The organism is Streptomyces sp. NPDC028368, from assembly GCF_055565615.1.
The window spans coordinates 423,554-439,548 of record NZ_JBVHTY010000008.1 but is presented as its reverse complement, the minus strand read 5'-3'; the positions used below and the strand labels follow the sequence as shown (position 1 = coordinate 439,548).

The 15,995-nt window shown below is 71.3% G+C and carries 12 protein-coding genes and 3 pseudogenes; 10 read left to right on the top strand and 5 right to left on the bottom strand.

What is annotated here, in order from left to right; all coding sequences use genetic code 11:
* Window positions 1-152: 152 nt before the first annotated feature.
* A complete protein-coding gene (locus tag ACZ4S3_RS21450) occupies window positions 153-722 on the bottom strand; it encodes a hypothetical protein (protein WP_467936446.1) in 570 nt (189 codons plus the stop codon).
* 327 nt (window positions 723-1,049) lie between these two features.
* Window positions 1,050-1,199 carry a plasmid mobilization relaxosome protein MobC gene (mobC, locus tag ACZ4S3_RS21445; protein ID WP_467936493.1) on the bottom strand — a complete coding sequence of 50 codons (150 nt, stop codon included), beginning with the start codon at window positions 1,197-1,199 and terminating at the stop codon, window positions 1,050-1,052.
* Between the two features lie 126 nt (window positions 1,200-1,325).
* On the opposite strand from mobC, the pseudogene ACZ4S3_RS21440 reads away from it, so the two are divergent.
* Window positions 1,326-1,424: pseudogene (locus ACZ4S3_RS21440) on the top strand (Uma2 family endonuclease); the annotation flags it as partial.
* A 90-nt stretch (window positions 1,425-1,514) separates the two neighbouring features.
* On the opposite strand, the gene ACZ4S3_RS21435 reads toward ACZ4S3_RS21440, so the two are convergent.
* A complete protein-coding gene (locus ACZ4S3_RS21435; RefSeq protein ID WP_467936444.1) occupies window positions 1,515-2,546 on the bottom strand; it encodes a PHP domain-containing protein in 1,032 nt (343 codons plus the stop codon).
* Window positions 2,547-3,329: 783 nt separating this feature from the next.
* On the opposite strand from ACZ4S3_RS21435, the gene ACZ4S3_RS21430 reads away from it, so the two are divergent.
* From ACZ4S3_RS21430 to ACZ4S3_RS21390, 9 genes and pseudogenes are all read left to right on the top strand, one after another.
* Entirely contained in the window at window positions 3,330-3,551 is a 222-nt protein-coding gene (locus ACZ4S3_RS21430) for a type A2 lantipeptide (protein WP_467936442.1), read from the top strand.
* A 202-nt stretch (window positions 3,552-3,753) separates the two neighbouring features.
* Window positions 3,754-4,560, top strand: coding sequence for a hypothetical protein (locus tag ACZ4S3_RS21425; protein WP_467936440.1), 807 nt, complete (start codon window positions 3,754-3,756; stop codon window positions 4,558-4,560).
* Entirely contained in the window at window positions 4,557-6,854 is a 2,298-nt protein-coding gene (locus ACZ4S3_RS21420) for an NHLP family bacteriocin export ABC transporter peptidase/permease/ATPase subunit (RefSeq protein WP_467936438.1), read from the top strand. Before ACZ4S3_RS21425 ends, ACZ4S3_RS21420 begins: the two co-directional genes overlap by 4 nt.
* 10 nt (window positions 6,855-6,864) lie before the next feature.
* Window positions 6,865-9,726, top strand: a complete 2,862-nt coding sequence (locus ACZ4S3_RS21415) for an NHLP bacteriocin export ABC transporter permease/ATPase subunit (RefSeq protein WP_467936491.1) — start codon at window positions 6,865-6,867, stop codon at window positions 9,724-9,726.
* Between the two features lie 110 nt (window positions 9,727-9,836).
* Window positions 9,837-10,295 carry a Crp/Fnr family transcriptional regulator gene (locus ACZ4S3_RS21410; RefSeq protein WP_467936436.1) on the top strand — a complete coding sequence of 153 codons (459 nt, stop codon included), beginning with the start codon at window positions 9,837-9,839 and terminating at the stop codon, window positions 10,293-10,295.
* Between the two features lie 47 nt (window positions 10,296-10,342).
* Window positions 10,343-10,579: pseudogene (locus tag ACZ4S3_RS21405) on the top strand (MBL fold metallo-hydrolase); the annotation flags it as partial.
* A 152-nt stretch (window positions 10,580-10,731) separates the two neighbouring features.
* Window positions 10,732-11,802, top strand: coding sequence for an ABC transporter substrate-binding protein (locus ACZ4S3_RS21400; RefSeq protein ID WP_467936434.1), 1,071 nt, complete (start codon window positions 10,732-10,734; stop codon window positions 11,800-11,802).
* A gap of 74 nt (window positions 11,803-11,876) precedes the next feature.
* Window positions 11,877-12,854, top strand: a complete 978-nt coding sequence (locus tag ACZ4S3_RS21395; protein ID WP_467936489.1) for a FecCD family ABC transporter permease — start codon at window positions 11,877-11,879, stop codon at window positions 12,852-12,854.
* Entirely contained in the window at window positions 12,851-13,645 is a 795-nt protein-coding gene (locus ACZ4S3_RS21390; RefSeq protein ID WP_467936432.1) for an ABC transporter ATP-binding protein, read from the top strand. The genes ACZ4S3_RS21395 and ACZ4S3_RS21390 overlap by 4 nt, the downstream gene beginning before the upstream one ends.
* 80 nt (window positions 13,646-13,725) lie before the next feature.
* Here ACZ4S3_RS21390 and ACZ4S3_RS21385 read toward each other — a convergent pair.
* Both ACZ4S3_RS21385 and ACZ4S3_RS21380 read right to left on the bottom strand, forming a co-directional pair.
* A pseudogene (locus tag ACZ4S3_RS21385) lies at window positions 13,726-14,673 on the bottom strand (L-tyrosine/L-tryptophan isonitrile synthase family protein).
* Entirely contained in the window at window positions 14,667-15,950 is a 1,284-nt protein-coding gene (locus tag ACZ4S3_RS21380; protein WP_467936430.1) for a cytochrome P450 family protein, read from the bottom strand. The pseudogene ACZ4S3_RS21385 and the gene ACZ4S3_RS21380 overlap by 7 nt, the downstream one beginning before the upstream one ends.
* Window positions 15,951-15,995 lie beyond the last annotated feature (45 nt).

Genomic DNA, 15,995 nt, shown 5'->3' with positions numbered 1-15,995 from the left:
ACTGCAGGGGGGACCCTGTGGGAGAGTAGGACGCCGCCGAACAATCTTTGTGGGAAGCCCCGCACCTTATGGTGCGGGGCTTTTCTGCGTTTACGGGGTCAGTACGCCCCCTTCCATGCGCCAGTCGCCTGCGTCGGTCGCCTGCGTCGGCTCTACGGGTTCATCCGTCGAGACCGTCGGAGGGGACGGGCCGGATAGGGACTCTGGGCGTACAGAGGGGCTCCTGAGGCGGACCGGGACGGATTGCGATTTTCGGGGGCGGTCACGGCGGTCAGCGCATCGCTATCGGCCGGCAGGCCCCAGTCGCGTGTCGCGGCGGCGATCTGAGGCTGCTCTGTAGCTGCGGCGAGCGCCGTGCCGGGCAGGGACTGCACCTCGGCTGGTGCGGCACCCGGCAGCAGGTCCAGCGCTCCGCCAAGAGCGACCACTTGCCCTTGGGCCACGGATTGCCCGGCCGGGCGACAGCCGGCTCGGGGGTGGAGTCGGTGAGGCGAAGCCCGGATCTCGGGCTGGGAGAGGTCGTCGGTGAGGGTGGAGCCGGAGAACCACACCGGATCGCCGTGTTTGTTGGTGTCGCCGGGCAGGGCGAAGCTGTAGCCGAGCACGTCGCTGGGTGGTCCGGTCTTCGGCCGTACCTTCGGTCGTACGAACACGGTCGTCTCCAGCAGCGCGAAGAACTCGGCTTCGTTGGAAGCGGCGGCGACCGCGCGGCGGACGCGCATGCGCAGGAGCTCGCGGGCCGTGGTGTCCTGGCGCTGGCGCTTGGCCTTGAGGTGCTCCCTGCCTTGGGACGCCTTGCAGCTGTGCCGTCGCCGGTCTTCAACCGCTTGAGTGCGTAGTCGACTTCGATCTTTCGCGTTTCGCTCTGGACGGTGCGGATGTCGTGGTCGCGGCGGGAGCGGCGGCCGGGGTCGGGGGCGAAGTCGGTCCAGGAGGCCACCGGATGCGGATCGATGTGCTCATTGGCGTCGCCCGGCCGGTACAGGTAGCCGATCAGGCGGCGTGCGGCACGTTTGCCCCTGCCGAGGATGATCTTCGGCATCACCAACTCACCGCCCCGTGATCACCTGGGCGACGGCGGCATCCACGTCTGCGGTCGATGCCTCGACCCGTTCCAGCAGCCGCTGCACGTTGCTGGGTTGTGGCCAGGTGCCGTTCTGGTTGAGGTGCCGGGTGAGCTGGTTGAGGTTGCTGCCGATGCGGCTGAGACCGGTTCCGCCGAATGGTCATTGTTGTCGCGGACACTCCGTACTCCCGGCGGTGCTCGACTCGACCCACGTGGAGCACCAGGCTGTGGGCATCGCCCCCAGCAGGGCGACAGGCGCCCCTACGATCCCGACCGTACCTGGTACGCACCCGAGGACGTCGCTCTGGTTGTCGAGGTCATCTCGGAGGAGTCAGCGGACCGTGATCGGTCCCTGAAACCCTTCGCCCTCGTGCCGTGAACGGTGCCCATCCAGGGAACGCCACCCATCGACCGAACGCCACCCATCAAAAAAGGCAAGACGCCCCCGCTACCCCCGCGGCGTCCGTCCCGTACTCGTCCAGGTGGCCAGCTGGCGGGTCGTCCAGGTGTTGATGACCCGCTCTGCCGGTACCTCGCACTCCTCGGCGCGGGCGCATCCGTAGATCTGCCAGTCCAGCTGGCCCGGGGCATGCGCGTCGCTGTCGATGGCGAACAGCGTTCCGGCGGCGCGAGCCTGACGGAGCAGCCGGCGTGGTGGGTCGAACCGGTCGGGGCGGCAGTTGATCTCCACCGCCGTATGGTGCGCCGCGCACGCCGCGAACACCTGCTCCGCGTCGAACTGTGACTCCGGCCGCGGCTTACCGGTGATCTGCCGGCCGGTGCAGTGGCCCAGCACGTCGACCAGTGGGTTGGTGACCGCGGCCAGCAGCCGACGGGTCATCGGCCCGGCCTCCATCCGCAGTTTGGAGTGCACCGACGCCACCACCACGTCCAGCTGCTCCAGCAGCTCCGGTTCCTGGTCCAGCGCGCCGTCGTCGAGGATGTCGCACTCGATGCCGGTCAGCAGCCGGAACGGCGCCAGCCGCTCGTTCACTTCCGCCACCAGCGACAACTGTGCGCGCAGCCGGTCCGGGCTCAGCCCGTGGGCGACGGTCAGCCGGGGGGAGTGGTCGGTCAGTACGCACCAGTCGTGCCCGAGGTCGCGGGCGGCCTTGGCCATCGCCTCGACTGGGCTGCCGCCGTCCGACCAGTCCGAGTGCAGATGGCAGTCGCCGTGCAGCGCCCGCCGTAGCCGCCGCCCCTGGTTCCCCTCGACCAGCGGCCCGCCGGCTTCCTCTTCCAGCCGCGCCAGATACGCGGGCACCTCGCCCGCCAGTGCCTCCTCGACCACTTGGGCCGTCTTGGGCCCCAGCCCCTTGATCCGGGCGAGCGAACCGTTCGCCGCGCGGCGCCGCAGCTCGTCGTCGGGCAGCTCGCCGATCACCGCCGCCGCCTTGCGGAAGGCCTGTACGCGGTAGGTCACCGCCCCCTGCCGCTCCAGCAGAAAGGCGATCCGCTCCAGCGCCTCGACCGGCTCCACGTACCGCTCCTTCCCGGCCGTGCCGCGCAGCCTTCTCCCACGGTGCCGCAGTCCGGGACCGGCTGCCACCGGCGGTCGGCGGGCGCTGCGCCGGTCGGTGCCGGCAGCCGGAGGTCCGGGGCCGGAGCGGAGGGCCGGTGGGAAATCGCCTATTTCCCTCTCGTCCTGCGTGGCGCCGTTATGTGGTTATGTCCGTTCTCTGGATGGCCGATCGGTTTTTCGTCGTAATGCCGCGTAGATTACGTCGCGCATTCCCGGCAATATCCCCCAGGTAGGCCGGGTGGTACATGTACCGGTAATGCTCGCGCAACACCTCGCGGTAGGTGCCGTGGGCAACCGTCGCAGTTCTTCGGGCGTGTCGGGCCCAGGTCACGTAAAAATTGCGGGCCTTCAGGAAATCTGCACATCGAATACGCAGGCGGCACACTCCCTCCGATCGATCATCTACCGTCTGACCTGCGCATCAGTGAGTTGATGCGGGAATGTCCAGTTCGGGGTCAAGGGGTCGTCAAGACGCGGGGATCGAAACCGTGGAGCATGTGAAGAAGCTGCCACCAAGTGATGAACATGTGTCCACGTCAGGTAATTCAGCGGAGGCCTGACGTCCGGATCGGCGGTTGTCGGATTAGCAGTGCAACGTGCCTGCGTGCTTTGATCCTTCGCACCGCGGAAGTCGTACATGGGTTCTCGATTTCGAGACCCGGCAACTGCCGCCGCGGCCGCACCGCCCTGCCGGACGGCTCGGCCGCAGCTATTTGAGATATACATTCGAAAGGAATCACCATGCGCGAGATTCAGACCCAGGAAATCGCTGACAGCGAGCTCGACAACGTGGCCGGTGGCCTCGTGGGCAACCTGGCGGGCACCGCCACCTCCAGCGTTGACGGCGCCACGGGCCTCAACGTCGGCGGCACCCTCAGCACCGTCACGGGCACCGTCACCGGCGCCGTCAACGGCCTGGGCGTCAACACCGGTCAGGTCACGGGCCTCGTCGCCGGTCTCTGAGACCCACGGCAGGTCGGCGTCCCCTCCTTGCCGACATGCCGGACCGGATGCCCCGGAACCGCCTGGCCTTCGCCGGGTTCCGGGGCACCCGGCCGCCGTGGCCCGGACGCGCCACCGTTACGCTCGGCCCAGCAGCATCGGCCGGGCCGAGCCGCGTTGTCCTGACAGTCAGTGCAGTAGTTGCAGTTGAGGGAAGAGTGTCGTGCAGTTTCGCCAACAGGCCCTTTCCAAGCTGCAGTCACCGGAGGAAATAGACCTCCCGGTGCGTTTCGCCCGGCCCCAGGGCTGGCTGGTCCTGATCGTCACGGTCGCCGTGGTGATCGGCGCCGCCATCTGGGCGGTGACCGGCACGGTCTCCTCCACGCTCAACGCCCCCGGCATCCTCACCCACGGCCAGGGCAGTTACATCCTGCAGAGCCCCGTCGCGGGCCAGGTGACCGCGGTACTGGCCGAAGAGGGCAAGCAAGTCGCCGCCAATGCGCCGGTGCTCAAGGTCCGTACCGCACGCGGCACCACCGTCGTCCGCGCCCTCGCCGCCGGCCGGCTGACGACCATGGTCGCCACCATCGGCTCCGTGGTCACCACCGGCGCGGATGTCGCCTCCGTGGAACGGGTCGCGCGCCCCGACGATCCCCTGACCGCGACGCTGTACGTCCCGGCCGACAGCGCGGCAACGGTCCCGGTGGGCGCCTCGGTCGATCTCACGGTCCAGTCCGTGCCGGCCCAGCAGTACGGCGTACTGCGCGGCCGGGTGAAGGCCGTCGGCCGCACCACGCAGACCCGCCAGCGGATCGGCGCCTACCTGGGCAGCAGCCAGCTCGGTGAGCAGTTCTCGCAGCACGGCCCGCCCGTCGCCGTCCTGGTGCAGCTGGACCGCGCGCCCCGCACCGGGTCCGGCTACACCTGGTCCACCTCCGACGGCCCGCCCTTCGCGGTCGACTCCATGACCATGGCCGACGGCGCCGTCCACCTGGCCGCGCAGCATCCGATCGATTGGCTGCTTCCGTGACCGCACCGAACGACTCCGCCGCGCCCCAGCAGCAGTTGCCGCCCCCCGGTCGCCGGCGGCACCGCCCCGAGCCGGCCCCGAGCGGACGCCGGGCCCGTCGCGTCGCCCCCGCGCAGAGCCCGAAGACGAAGACCAAGAAGGCCAAGACCGTACGCACCCCCACCGTCCTCCAGATGGAGGCCGTGGAATGCGGCGCCGCCTCACTGGCCATGGTGCTCGCGCACTTCGGCAAGCATGTGCCGCTCGAGGAGCTGCGCATCGCCTGCGGCGTCTCCCGCGACGGCTCCCGGGCCAGCAATCTGCTCAAGGCCGCCCGCAGTTACGGCCTGACGGCCAAGGGCATGCAGATGGAAACGGCCGCGCTCGCCGAGGTCCAGGCGCCCGCCATCCTCTTCTGGGAGTTCAACCACTACGTCGTCTACGACGGCATGGGCCACAAGCTCGGCCGCAAGGGCGTGCACATCAACGACCCCGACAAGGGCCGCCGCTTCGTGGCGACGGAGGACTTCGACACCAGCTTCACCGGTGTCGCTCTTGTCTTCGAGCCGTCGGAGTCCTTCGAGAAGGGCGGGCGCAAGCCGGGCATCATGGGCGCCGTGCCCGCCCGGCTGCGCGGCACCAAGGGCACCCTGCTGGCCGCGCTGTTCGCCAGCCTGCTGCTGGTCGCGGTCGGCGCCGCGGTGCCCGCACTCAGCCGCACGTACATCGACATGTTCCTGATCGGCAACCAGACCTCGCTGCTGGGGCCGCTCTTCGCGTCGATGACCGCGATGGTCGCGCTCACCGCCGTACTGACCGGCCTCCAACAGGCGAACCTGCTGCGCGGCCGCATCATCTCCTCCACCCTCAGCAGCGCCCGCTTCCTGCGGCATCTGCTCCGGCTGCCGGTCACCTTCTTCGCCCAGCGCAGCCCCGCCGACCTCGTCCAGCGCCTCCAGTCCAACGACGCGGTCGCCGAAACCCTGGCGCGCGACCTCGCCGCGGCCGGTGTGGACGGCATCGTCGTCATCCTCTACGCCGTCCTGCTGTGGACCTACGATCCCCAGCTGACCGTCATCGGTGTGGGGATCGCGCTGCTCAACGTCGTCGCGATGCGCATCGTGGTACGGCTCCGGGCCACCCACACCGCGAAACTGCGCGCCGACAGCGCCCGGCTGACCAACACCTCGTACACCGGCCTCCAGCTCATCGAGACGATGAAGGCCACCGGCGGCGAGAGCGGCTACTTCCGCCGCTGGGCGGGCCAGCACGCGGCCACCCTGGAGGAACAGCAGCGGCTCGGCGTCCCCAGCGCCTGGCTCGCCGTCGTCGCGCCCACCCTCGCCACGCTCAACAGCGCACTGATCCTGTGGATCGGCGGACTGCGGGCGGTCGAAGGCCATATCTCCATCGGCCTGCTCGTCGCCTTCCAGGCGCTGGTCACCCGCTTCACCGCGCCGGTCACCCGGCTCAACGGCGTGGCCGGCCGGATCCAGGACTTCGCCGCCGACGTGGCCCGCCTCAAGGACGTCGAAAGCTTCCCCGCCGACACCCTCTACTCCCGCCCCGGCGCGGACGGCGGCACCCGCAGGCTCAAGGGTCATGTGACGCTGGAGAACATCACCTTCGGCTACAGCCCGCTCGACAAACCGCTACTCACCGGCTTCTCCCTCGCCGTAGGCCCCGGCCGCCAGGTGGCGCTGGTCGGCGGCTCCGGCAGCGGCAAGTCCACCGTCTCGCGGCTGATCTCCGGCCTCTACACCCCCTGGGAAGGCACCATCCGCATCGACGGACAGCGCCTGGAGGACATCTCCCGCAGCGCGCTGGCCGCCTCCGTCTCCTTCGTCGACCAGGACGTCTTCCTCTTCGAGGGAACGGTGCGGGACAACGTGGCGCTGTGGGACCCCTCGATCCCGGATGACGCCGTCGTCGCCGCCCTGCGCGACGCCGCCCTCTACGACGACGTCATCGCCCGGCGCCCCGACGGCATCCACTGCCGCGTCGAACAGGACGGCCGCAACTTCTCCGGCGGACAGCGGCAGCGGCTGGAGATCGCCCGCGCGCTGGTCCGGCGGCCCAGCATCCTCGTGCTCGACGAGGTGACCAGCGCGCTGGACGCCCAGACCGAGCAGATCATCATCGACAACCTGCGGCGGCGCGGCTGCGCCTGCGTGGTCATCGCCCACCGGCTGAGCACGGTCCGCGACAGCGACGAGATCGTGGTCCTCGACCACGGCGTGGTCGTCGAACGCGGCCGGCACGAGGACCTGGTGGCCGCCCAAGGCGCGTACGCCGAGCTGGTCAAGGAGCACTGACGTGTCATCCATGCACCCGTCCACGGCCGTGGGACCGGGCGAGACCGACGCGGTGACGCAGGCGATGGGCGCCCTCGGCACCCCCGTCGACTGCACCGGACTGCGCAGCGTCCCCCTCGAGGGCCCGTATGTCCTGTGGCTCGTCACTGGCGGGTTCCTCGACCTCTTCGCGGTCGACGCCGCCCAGGAGGGCCACTGGCACTTCCTCGGCCGCCTCGAGGCCGGGACCCTGCTGCTCGGCCCCGTCGAAGGCCCGCAGCACACCCTCCTCGGCCGGCCTTCACAGGACTGCCAACTGCGCCGCATACCGCTGCGCGAGCTGCCCCGCCCCGAGTACGGCGAATACGGGGAGTACGGCACCTACGAGAGCGGCTACGGCGACACCTACGCGGGCCAGGACGGCGGCCCGACGCCCCTGGAGCACGCCTTCGCGCTCGGCACCGGCCGCAGCCTGGGCGTGCTGTTCGAGGCCCCGCTGGACGGCCGGCCCGGCGATGACGCGGTGGCCGACGACGACATCCTGTGGATGCCGGTGCCGCGCGGCAGTGTGCAGTACGGCGCCTCCTACAGCGCGGATGCGGCCGGCGATCTGCTGGTCGACCCCGCGATGTGGCAGCAGATGGTCAATCAGCAGTACCGGCTGCTGTCCGCGGTGGACCGCTGGATCGAGCAGCTGGAGCGGGCGCACGAGGACCGTACGGCGGCCGGCATCAAGGCGGGCGAGACGGTCCGCGAGCGTGCGGACCAGGCGCTGCTGGCCTCCATCGGCCGCCAGGACCGCGGCGGCCGGGGCACCCAGACGGACCGCGCCACCGACGACGCCACCTTCGCGATCTGCCGTACGGTCGCCGAGGCCGCCGGGATCACGCTGACCGAGCCTCCCAAGGGCGGCGCCGTCAACGACCGCATCAGCCCCGTCGAGCGGATCGCGGTCAGCTCCCGCATCCGCACCCGCGCCGTCCGGCTCGGCAACCGCTGGTGGCGGACGAACAGCGGACCCCTGGTGGGGCATCGCGCCAAGTCCGGCGCCCCGGTCGCGCTGCTGTGGCGCCGCGGCCGGTACGAGGCGGTCAACCCGGCCTCCGGGCTGCGCATCCGCATCGGCAAGGACAACGCCGACGAGTTCGAACCGCGCGCCGTCATGTTCTACCGTCCGCTGCCCGAGCGGCCCATGACCATGTGGCGGCTGATGCGCTTCAGCCTGCGCGACACCCGCCTGGACGTCCGCAACCTCGCCCTCAGCGGACTGGTGACCGTCGGCCTCGGGGCACTGGTCCCGATCGCGACCGGCAAGGTGCTGGGCGTGTATGTGCCGGCCGCCGAGCGGAGCCTGATCGTCCAGGTCGCTCTCGCCGTCATCATCACCAGCGTCGTCACCGCCGCCTTCATGCTGCTGCAGAACCTCACCGTGCTGCGCATGGAGGGCCGTATCGAGGCCGCCCTCCAGCCCGCGGTCTGGGACCGGCTGCTGCGGCTGCCGACGAAATTCTTCACCGAACGCTCCACCGGAGAGCTGGCCAGCGCCGCGATGGGCATCAGCGCCATCCGGCGGGTGCTGTCCGGCGTCGGCCCGGTGGCCGTGCAGTCCGTCACGGTCGGCGCGATGAACCTCGTCCTGCTGCTCCTGTACAGCGTGCCCCTGGCGCTGGCGGCGATCGGCATGCTGGTCGTCATCGGCGCGGTGTTCCTCGCCATGGGCATGTGGGAGCTGCGCTGGCAGCGGCGGCTGGTCAAGCTCGGCAACAAGCTCAACAACCAGGCGTTCCAGACCCTGCGCGGCCTGCCCAAGCTGCGCGTCGCCGCCGCCGAGAGCTTCGCGTACGCCGCTTGGGCCCGGGAGTTCGCCCGCTCCCGCGAACTCCAGCAGAAGGCCGGCCGGATCAAGAACCTGACCACCGTCCTCAACGCCGTCTATCTGCCGCTCTGCACCCTCACCATGTTCATGCTGCTGGCCGGACCGGCCCGCGGCAGCATGTCGGCCGGCTCGTTCCTGACCTTCAGCACCTCCCTGACCATGCTGCTGACGTCGGTCACCCAGATCACCGGCGCGTTCGTCGCGGCGGCCGCCGCGCTGCCGATGTTCGAGCAGATCAAGCCGGTCCTGGACGAGGCCCCCGAGGTCCGCGGCGCCAGCGCGCAGCCCGGCGCGCTCTCCGGCGGCATCGAGGCCCGCAAGCTCTCCTTCCGTTACACCGACGACGGCCCGCTGGTCCTCGACGATGTCACCCTCCAGGTCCGGCCGGGCGAGTTCGTGGCCGTCGTCGGGCCCAGCGGCTGCGGTAAATCCACCCTGCTGCGCCTCCTCATCGGCTTCGACAAGCCGACCTCCGGCAGCGTCCTCTACGACGGCCAGGACCTGGCCGCCCTCGACCAGGCGGCGGTGCGCCGCCAGTGCGGCGTGGTGCTGCAGAACGCCCAGCCGCTGACCGGCTCCATCCTGGACTGCATCTGCGGCGCCGAGGCCTTCACCCAGGAGGAGGCCTGGGCGGCCGCCGAGATGGCGGGCCTGGCCGAGGACATCAAGCGGATGCCGATGGGCCTGCACACCATGATCTCCGGCGGCGGCGCGATCTCCGGCGGCCAGCGTCAGCGCCTGATGATCGCCCAGGCGCTGATCCGCCGCCCCCGCATCCTCTTCTTCGACGAGGCCACCAGCGCCCTGGACAACGAGACCCAGCGGATCGTCATCGAAAGCACCCGCGCACTCAGCGCCAGCCGTCTGGTGATCGCCCACCGCCTGTCCACCGTCATGGACGCCGACCGGGTCATCGTCATGTCGGACGGGCGCGTCGTCGAACAGGGCGCCCCGGCCGACCTCCTCGCCAACACCGGCGGGCACCTCCATGAACTGGTGCGCCGTCAGATGACCTGAGCCACCGCGGCGCACCGGCCCTCCGCACCACTCCGGCAAAATTCCCATATCGTGCAGAAGGAGTGCACAAGGGGTGCGCAGCGCGGCCGCCGCCGCGGACGGAGGACGAGATGGCCACGACCAGAAATCTGCTCGACGCGCTGCCGGCCGACGGGCGCGAGCGGCTGACCGCGCTCGCCCGGGAGGTGACGCTGCCGCGCGACGCCCGGGTTTTCGACGAGGGCCACCACGCCGACCGCTTCTGGGTCATCCGCAGCGGCCGCATCGCCCTCGACCAGCACGTCCCCGGACGCCGCGCCGCGATCGTCGAAACGCTGGGCCGCGACGACCTCCTCGGGTGGTCCTGGCTCTTCCCGCCGTATCAGTGGCACCTGGGCGCCCAGACCCTCGGCCCGGTGGAGGCCGACGAATTCGATGCCGCCGAGGTCCGCGCGCTGTGCGAGTCCGACCCCGTCCTGGGCTGCGCGGTGTACCACTACGTCGCCGAGACGGTCGCCGAACGGCTCTGCCGCACCCGGGCCCGGCTCCTTGAGCTGTACGGGCCGCAGGCGGACGGCGCCGCTACGTAAGCAGCCGCGGCCCGCGCGACGTTGTGACGGTTACCTGCCCGCTCTGTGGCCGGGTGGTCTGGGACAACGACGCCTACGGCTTCCTGGACGGCGACTGCCCGCCGACCGCGCACCCCTCGCTGTGGCGCCGGAGCGGACTCGTCGCCCGGCAGGGCCTGTACGAAGTGGTACCGGGCATCTACCAGGTACGCGGCCTGGACCTGTCCCACATCACCTTCGTCGAGGGCGACCGGGGCGTCCTTGTCATCGACCCGCTGATCAGCGCGGAGGTTGCGGCCGCCGCGTGACGCCGGCCCGGTGGGCCCGTACGCCCCGGGGCCGGTCCGGCCGATGAGCCCGTGAGCGACGTGTGGGAACCGTAACGGCCACCCCGCCGACTACCTGTGCCGGGTCGCGCCCGTGGCCCGCCGGAGAGTCAGTCGTAGGGGAGAAGTCCATGCGTCCTTGGAAGATGAGCGCGATGGCGGTGGTTGTCGCGCTGGCCGCCACCGCGTGCGGCGGCAGCGGCGGGGCTACGGGGGCGGCGACGGACGCCGCGGGGCACGGGGCCGGCGGCTTCCCGGTGAAGGTGACCGACTGCCGGGGCGCCGGGACCACCTTCGCCGCCGCGCCCCGCAAGATCGTGACGAGCAATGCGGCCGCCCTGGAGATGCTGCTGCGCCTGGGTGTGGGCGACCGGGTCATCGGGACCGGATTCCCGCCCGGCAAGGGCACGTTGCCGGGCACGCTCGGGGAACAGGCCGGGAAGGTCCCGGTGCTGGGGAAGTCCGTCATCGCCAAGGAGAAGCTGCTCGGGTCGGGGGCGGATCTCTATATCGACACCTTCTCCTCGATGGGGAACATGGGCGGCGCGGGCAATGCGCCGACCGAGGAGGAGTTCAAGGCGGCGGGGATCAAGCACGTCTATCTCGCCTCCACCGCCTGCGCGCCGATGGCCCACAAGCCGCAGCGGGATCTGACCGGGGTGGAGGACGACATCACCCGGCTCGGCGCGGTGACCGGGACCGCCCGGCGGGCGCGTGCCCTGGTGGCCGGGATGCGGGCGAAGGTCGGCGCGGTGCACAAGGCGATCGGCGAGGTGCCGGAGAGGAAGCGGCCCAGCTATTTCTTCTTCGACTTCGATGCGGGGACCAAGCAGCCGATGGCGGTGTGCGGCAAGCAGGTGGCCAACGCCGTGATCACCCAGGCCGGGGCCCGCAACGTCTTTGCCGGCTGTGACGGTGACTTCAAGCCCGTCTCCTGGGAGGACGTCGTCGCCAAGGATCCGGACTGGATCCAGCTCGGGGTACGCAACCGGGGCGACGCGGCGGCCAACGCGAAGGCCTTCGACCAGGCCGAGGCGTTTTTGAAGGGCTTCCCGGCGACGCAGGGTCTCACGGCGGTGCGGGAGGGGAAGTTCCTGCGGATCGGGTCGGAGCGCACCACGATTGCCGGGGTCGGTAACGCGGACGCGGTCGAGCAGATCGCGCGGACGGTGTATCCGGCCGAGTTCCCGGCGGGCCGGTAGTGGCGGCGGTCACCGATGGGACCTGGCGTACGGTGCGCCCGGTGCCGCTCGCCCTGGGGCTCGGCCTTGCGCTGATGGCGGCGCTGACGGCCGCGGTGGCGCTCGGCGCCACGGACATCGCACCCGGCGAGGTGTGGTCGGTGGTCTTCCGCCGCCTGGGCGGGGCGGTGCCCGGACCCGGCACCAACGATCTGATCGTGTGGCAACTCCGCCTTCCCAGGGCCCTGTTGGCCGCGCTGGTCGGCGCGGGGCTGGGCCTGGTGGGCACGGCGACCCAGGCCCTGGTGCGCAACCCGCTGGCGGATCCGTATCTGCTGGGCATCTCCAACGGCGCCTCCCTCGGCGCGGTCGCCGCGATCGTGCTGGGGGCGAGTACCGGCGGCCTGCTGGGGCTCGGCCTGTCCGCGGCGGCCTTCGCGGGCGCGCTCGGCTCCTTCGCGCTGGTGTGGTGCATGGCCCGGCGCGGCGGTGGATTCTCGCCGCTGCGGCTGGTCCTGGCGGGCGTGGGGATCGGACAGTTCCTGTCCGGGTTCACCAGCTATCTGGTGCTCCAGGCCGGGGACGAGCAGCAGACCCGCAGCGTGCTGTTCTGGCTGATGGGAAGCCTGAGCGGGGCGACCTGGGAGGGAATGTGGCTGCCGGCACTCGCCGTCGCGGCCGGGCTGCCGGCCCTCCAGGCCCGCGCCCGCGCCATGAACGCCCTGATCATGGGCGATGAGACGGCGGCCGGGGTCGGCGTGGACGTCACCCGGCTGCGCCGCGAACTGTTCGTGGTCACCAGCCTGCTGACCGGCGTCCTGGTCTCCGTCTCCGGAGCGATCGGCTTCGTGGGCCTGATGGTGCCGCATCTGTGCCGGCTGACCGTCGGCGGCGATCACCGCCGCCTGCTGCCGCTCTCCGCGCTCACCGGGGCGCTGTTGCTGGTGGTCGTCGACGTGGTGTGCCGTACGGCGTTGGACACCCAGGAGCTGCCGGTGGGCGTGGTGACGGCGATGATCGGGGCGCCCGCCCTCCTGTTCATCCTGGACCGGCGGATGGAGGCGGGCCGATGAGGGTCGAGATCGGGGATCTGCGGGTCGGCTATGCGGGCCGGGACGTGGTCGCGGGGGTGCGTCTGGTGGCGGCCGAGGGGGAGATCGCGGGGCTGGTCGGTCCCAACGGCAGCGGGAAATCGACCGTACTGCGGACCGTCTACCGCCATCTGCGGCCCACCGCCGGGCGGGTGCTGCTGGCGGGGACCGATGTCCGCGCGCTGAGCCCGGGGCAGGCCGCCCGCCGGGTCGCCGCGCTGCCGCAGGAACGCGGCAGCGACTTCGAGCTGTCCGTGCGCGAGGTGGTGGTGATGGGCCGCACACCGTACAAGCGGGCGTTCGCGGGGGAGGACGACGGCGACCGGGAGATCGTGGCCCGGTCCCTGGCCGCCGTCGGGATGGCCGGGCAGGCGTCCCGGAAGTTCTCCGCGCTGTCCGGCGGGGAACGCCAACGGGTCCTGCTGGCAAGGGCGTTCGCGCAGGAGCCGCAGGTGCTGGTGCTGGACGAGCCGACCAACCACCTCGACGTACGGCATCAGGTGGAGCTGCTCGGCCTGCTGCGTGCGCAGCGCCGTACGACACTGATCTCCCTGCACGACCTGAACGCCGCCGCGTCCCTGTGCGACCGGCTGCATGTGCTGCACAAGGGGGAGGTGGTGGCGTCCGGTACGCCGCGCGCGGTGCTCACCCCGGAGCTGCTGGCCGAGGTCTTCGGGGTGCGCGCCGCGGTCACCGAACACCCGCTCACCGGCGACCCGCTGATCGCCTTCGACCACCGGCGGCCGCTGCCCGCCGCCCGAGCGCCCGGCTGACCCGGCCTCCGGCTACGTCACGTCTCCCGCTGCGTTGCGTCTTCCGCTGCGTCGCGTTGTCCGCTACGTCACGTCTTCCACTACGCCGCGAAATGGCTCGGCCGCCCCTGGCGCAGCACCAGGCGGCCGAGCCGTTCGGCATCGGCACGGTGCATCAACTCCCGCCGCCCGTCGGCATGGTGGAGTACGCACGAGTGCCAGGGCGTCATCCACACATCCGGCGCCTCGAGCAGCCGGATGCCGAACTTGGCCGAGCCGCGGGGCTGCGGATGGATGGACAGCCGCACCGTCCCCGGGAGGTGCTCGGCGATCAGCTCGCCCCAGGCGCGGCTGCGCTGGATGACGCCGTACGCGCGGGCCCGGCACGCGCGCTGGAGCGCCGACCGGGTGCCGGTGAAGGAGACGGTGTCCTCGAAGAGGAAGCGGGTGATCCCCTAGTACAGCCGACGGGTCTCTTCGTCGCAGCGCGTCTGCGCGCGCAGGGTCTCGAGCGGCGGTGCGTAGCGTGCGTGGACCCGGGCGCGCTTCTCGTCGTACGGCAGGTTGCCGTGGATCTCGCGCAGGTCGAAGATCTCCAGATGCGCCAGGCCCTCGTCCCGGATCAGCGTGCGCAGCGCGTTGCCGTACGCGTCGATGTGCGCGTCGGGGACCTGGACGAGGTCGCTGAAGACATGGCCGTCCGAGCAGATGACGACCCGGGCGCCGGGCGGGTGGACGGCGGCGATACGGGCGCAGAGGCCGTCCAGGAAGCGCAGGGCGAGCCGTTCGCCCTCGTCGGGGAGGTGGCCCAGAACCTTGGCCGGGTTGGGCGATTTGCAGGGGAAGCCCGGCAGAGTGAACCGGATCGGCTCACCGGCCGCGATGGCCGGGGCGAGCTGGCGGAGCTGGGGGCGGAACGCGTCGGGGGCGGCCTCGTGGGGGCCGTCCAGCGTGCGGCGGTAGGGGAGGAGCGCGGCGAGGACCGCTTCGGCGCTCGCCCGGTGGCCGGCGGTATCGCCGGGGTGCGGCCGCGTCGGGTGGGTCAGCATGCGGCATCGGGTCCGTATCCGGCGGGGCAGCGCGGGGCGGCCGGCCCCTCGCCCTCGGTGCCGTACGCCACCGGCAGCCGGTCGACCCCGCGGGCAAGTACGGCCGGAATCCAGGTCAGTTCGGCCTCCGGGACGGCCATCCGCAGGCCCGGCAGCCAGCGCAGCAGCGTGCCCAGGGCGATCTGGAGCTCGGCTCGGGCCAGCGCCGCGCCGGGGCAGAAGTGGATGCCGTGGCCGAAGGCGAGGTGGGGGTTGGGGGAGCGGTCGAGGTCGAGGGTGTCGGCGTCGGGGAACCGGCGAGGGTCACGGTTGGCCGCGCACAGCGAGACGATCACGGAGTCGCCCGCCGGGATCCGGGTCCCGTGCAGATCGGCGTCCTCCGCGAAGAAACGCCAGGTCGTCAGCTCGAAGGCACTGTCGTGGCGGAGCAGTTCCTCGACGGCGCGGGGCAGCAGCTCCGGGCGGGCGGCGAGCGCCGCGAGCTGTTCGGGGTGGCGCAGCAGGGTGACCAGGGCCGTGGTGATCTGGTTGGTGACCGGCTCCTGCCCGGCGACCAGCAGCTGGAAGATCATGGAATCCAGCTCTTCCTGCCGGAGCCGTCCGCCGTCGCAGGCGGCCACCAGCCGCGAGAGCAGATCCTCGCCGCGCTCGCGGCGCTTGTGGCCCACCAGATCGGCGATGTACTGCTGGAGGCCGCGCAGCCGCGCCTCGTACGCCGGACGGCCCGGGTCCTGGGGGCCGACCGGCTGGACGACCTTCCCCCAGTCACGGTCGAAGCGCTCCCCGAACTCCTTTGGCAGGCCGATGACTTCGCCCAGCACCTGGAAGGGGAAGCGCGCCGCGAAGGCGTCGACGAGCTCCGTGCGGCCGGTGCGGGGGAGTGCGTCGAGCAGGGCGTCGGCCATCGCCTGGAAGCGCGGGCGGAGCTCCTCGACGCGCTGGGGGGCGAACGCGTCGGTGATCAGACGGCGCATCGCGGTGTGCTGCGGCGGGTCCTGGTGCAGCAGATGCACCTGAAGCTGTGAGTGCTGCGGCTCGGGCATGATCGAGGCGCGGGCCCGCCAGGCCGCGTTGCCCCGCGAGTGGTGCTTGCCCAGCCGCGGGTCGGTCAGCGCCTGATGGGCGGCCTCGTAGCCGGTGACGAGCCAGGCACACACTCCGCTGGGGAAGCGGACCCGGTGGACCGGGCCGCGCGCACGCAGTTCGGCATACAGGGGGTAGGGGTCGCGTTTGTAGTCCGTCCCGTACAGCTCTACGGGTTCCGGCGCTGCGGCCATGGTGGTGATCTCCTCAACTCCGCGCCCGGACGGCACGGCGTGAGA

Excerpts from the sequence above, each read along its gene's own strand:
- ACZ4S3_RS21395 (WP_467936489.1), top strand. The coding sequence starts at position 11,877 with ATGGCGGCGCTGACGGCCGCGGTGGCGCTCGGCGCCACGGACATCGCA.
- ACZ4S3_RS21410 (WP_467936436.1), top strand. The coding sequence starts at position 9,837 with ATGGCCACGACCAGAAATCTGCTCGACGCGCTGCCGGCCGACGGGCGC.
- ACZ4S3_RS21380 (WP_467936430.1), bottom strand. The coding sequence starts at position 15,950 with ATGGCCGCAGCGCCGGAACCCGTAGAGCTGTACGGGACGGACTACAAA.
- ACZ4S3_RS21450 (WP_467936446.1), bottom strand. The coding sequence starts at position 722 with ATGCGCGTCCGCCGCGCGGTCGCCGCCGCTTCCAACGAAGCCGAGTTC.
- ACZ4S3_RS21390 (WP_467936432.1), top strand. The coding sequence starts at position 12,851 with ATGAGGGTCGAGATCGGGGATCTGCGGGTCGGCTATGCGGGCCGGGAC.
- ACZ4S3_RS21400 (WP_467936434.1), top strand. The coding sequence starts at position 10,732 with ATGCGTCCTTGGAAGATGAGCGCGATGGCGGTGGTTGTCGCGCTGGCC.
- ACZ4S3_RS21415 (WP_467936491.1), top strand. The coding sequence starts at position 6,865 with ATGCACCCGTCCACGGCCGTGGGACCGGGCGAGACCGACGCGGTGACG.
- ACZ4S3_RS21430 (WP_467936442.1), top strand. The coding sequence starts at position 3,330 with ATGCGCGAGATTCAGACCCAGGAAATCGCTGACAGCGAGCTCGACAAC.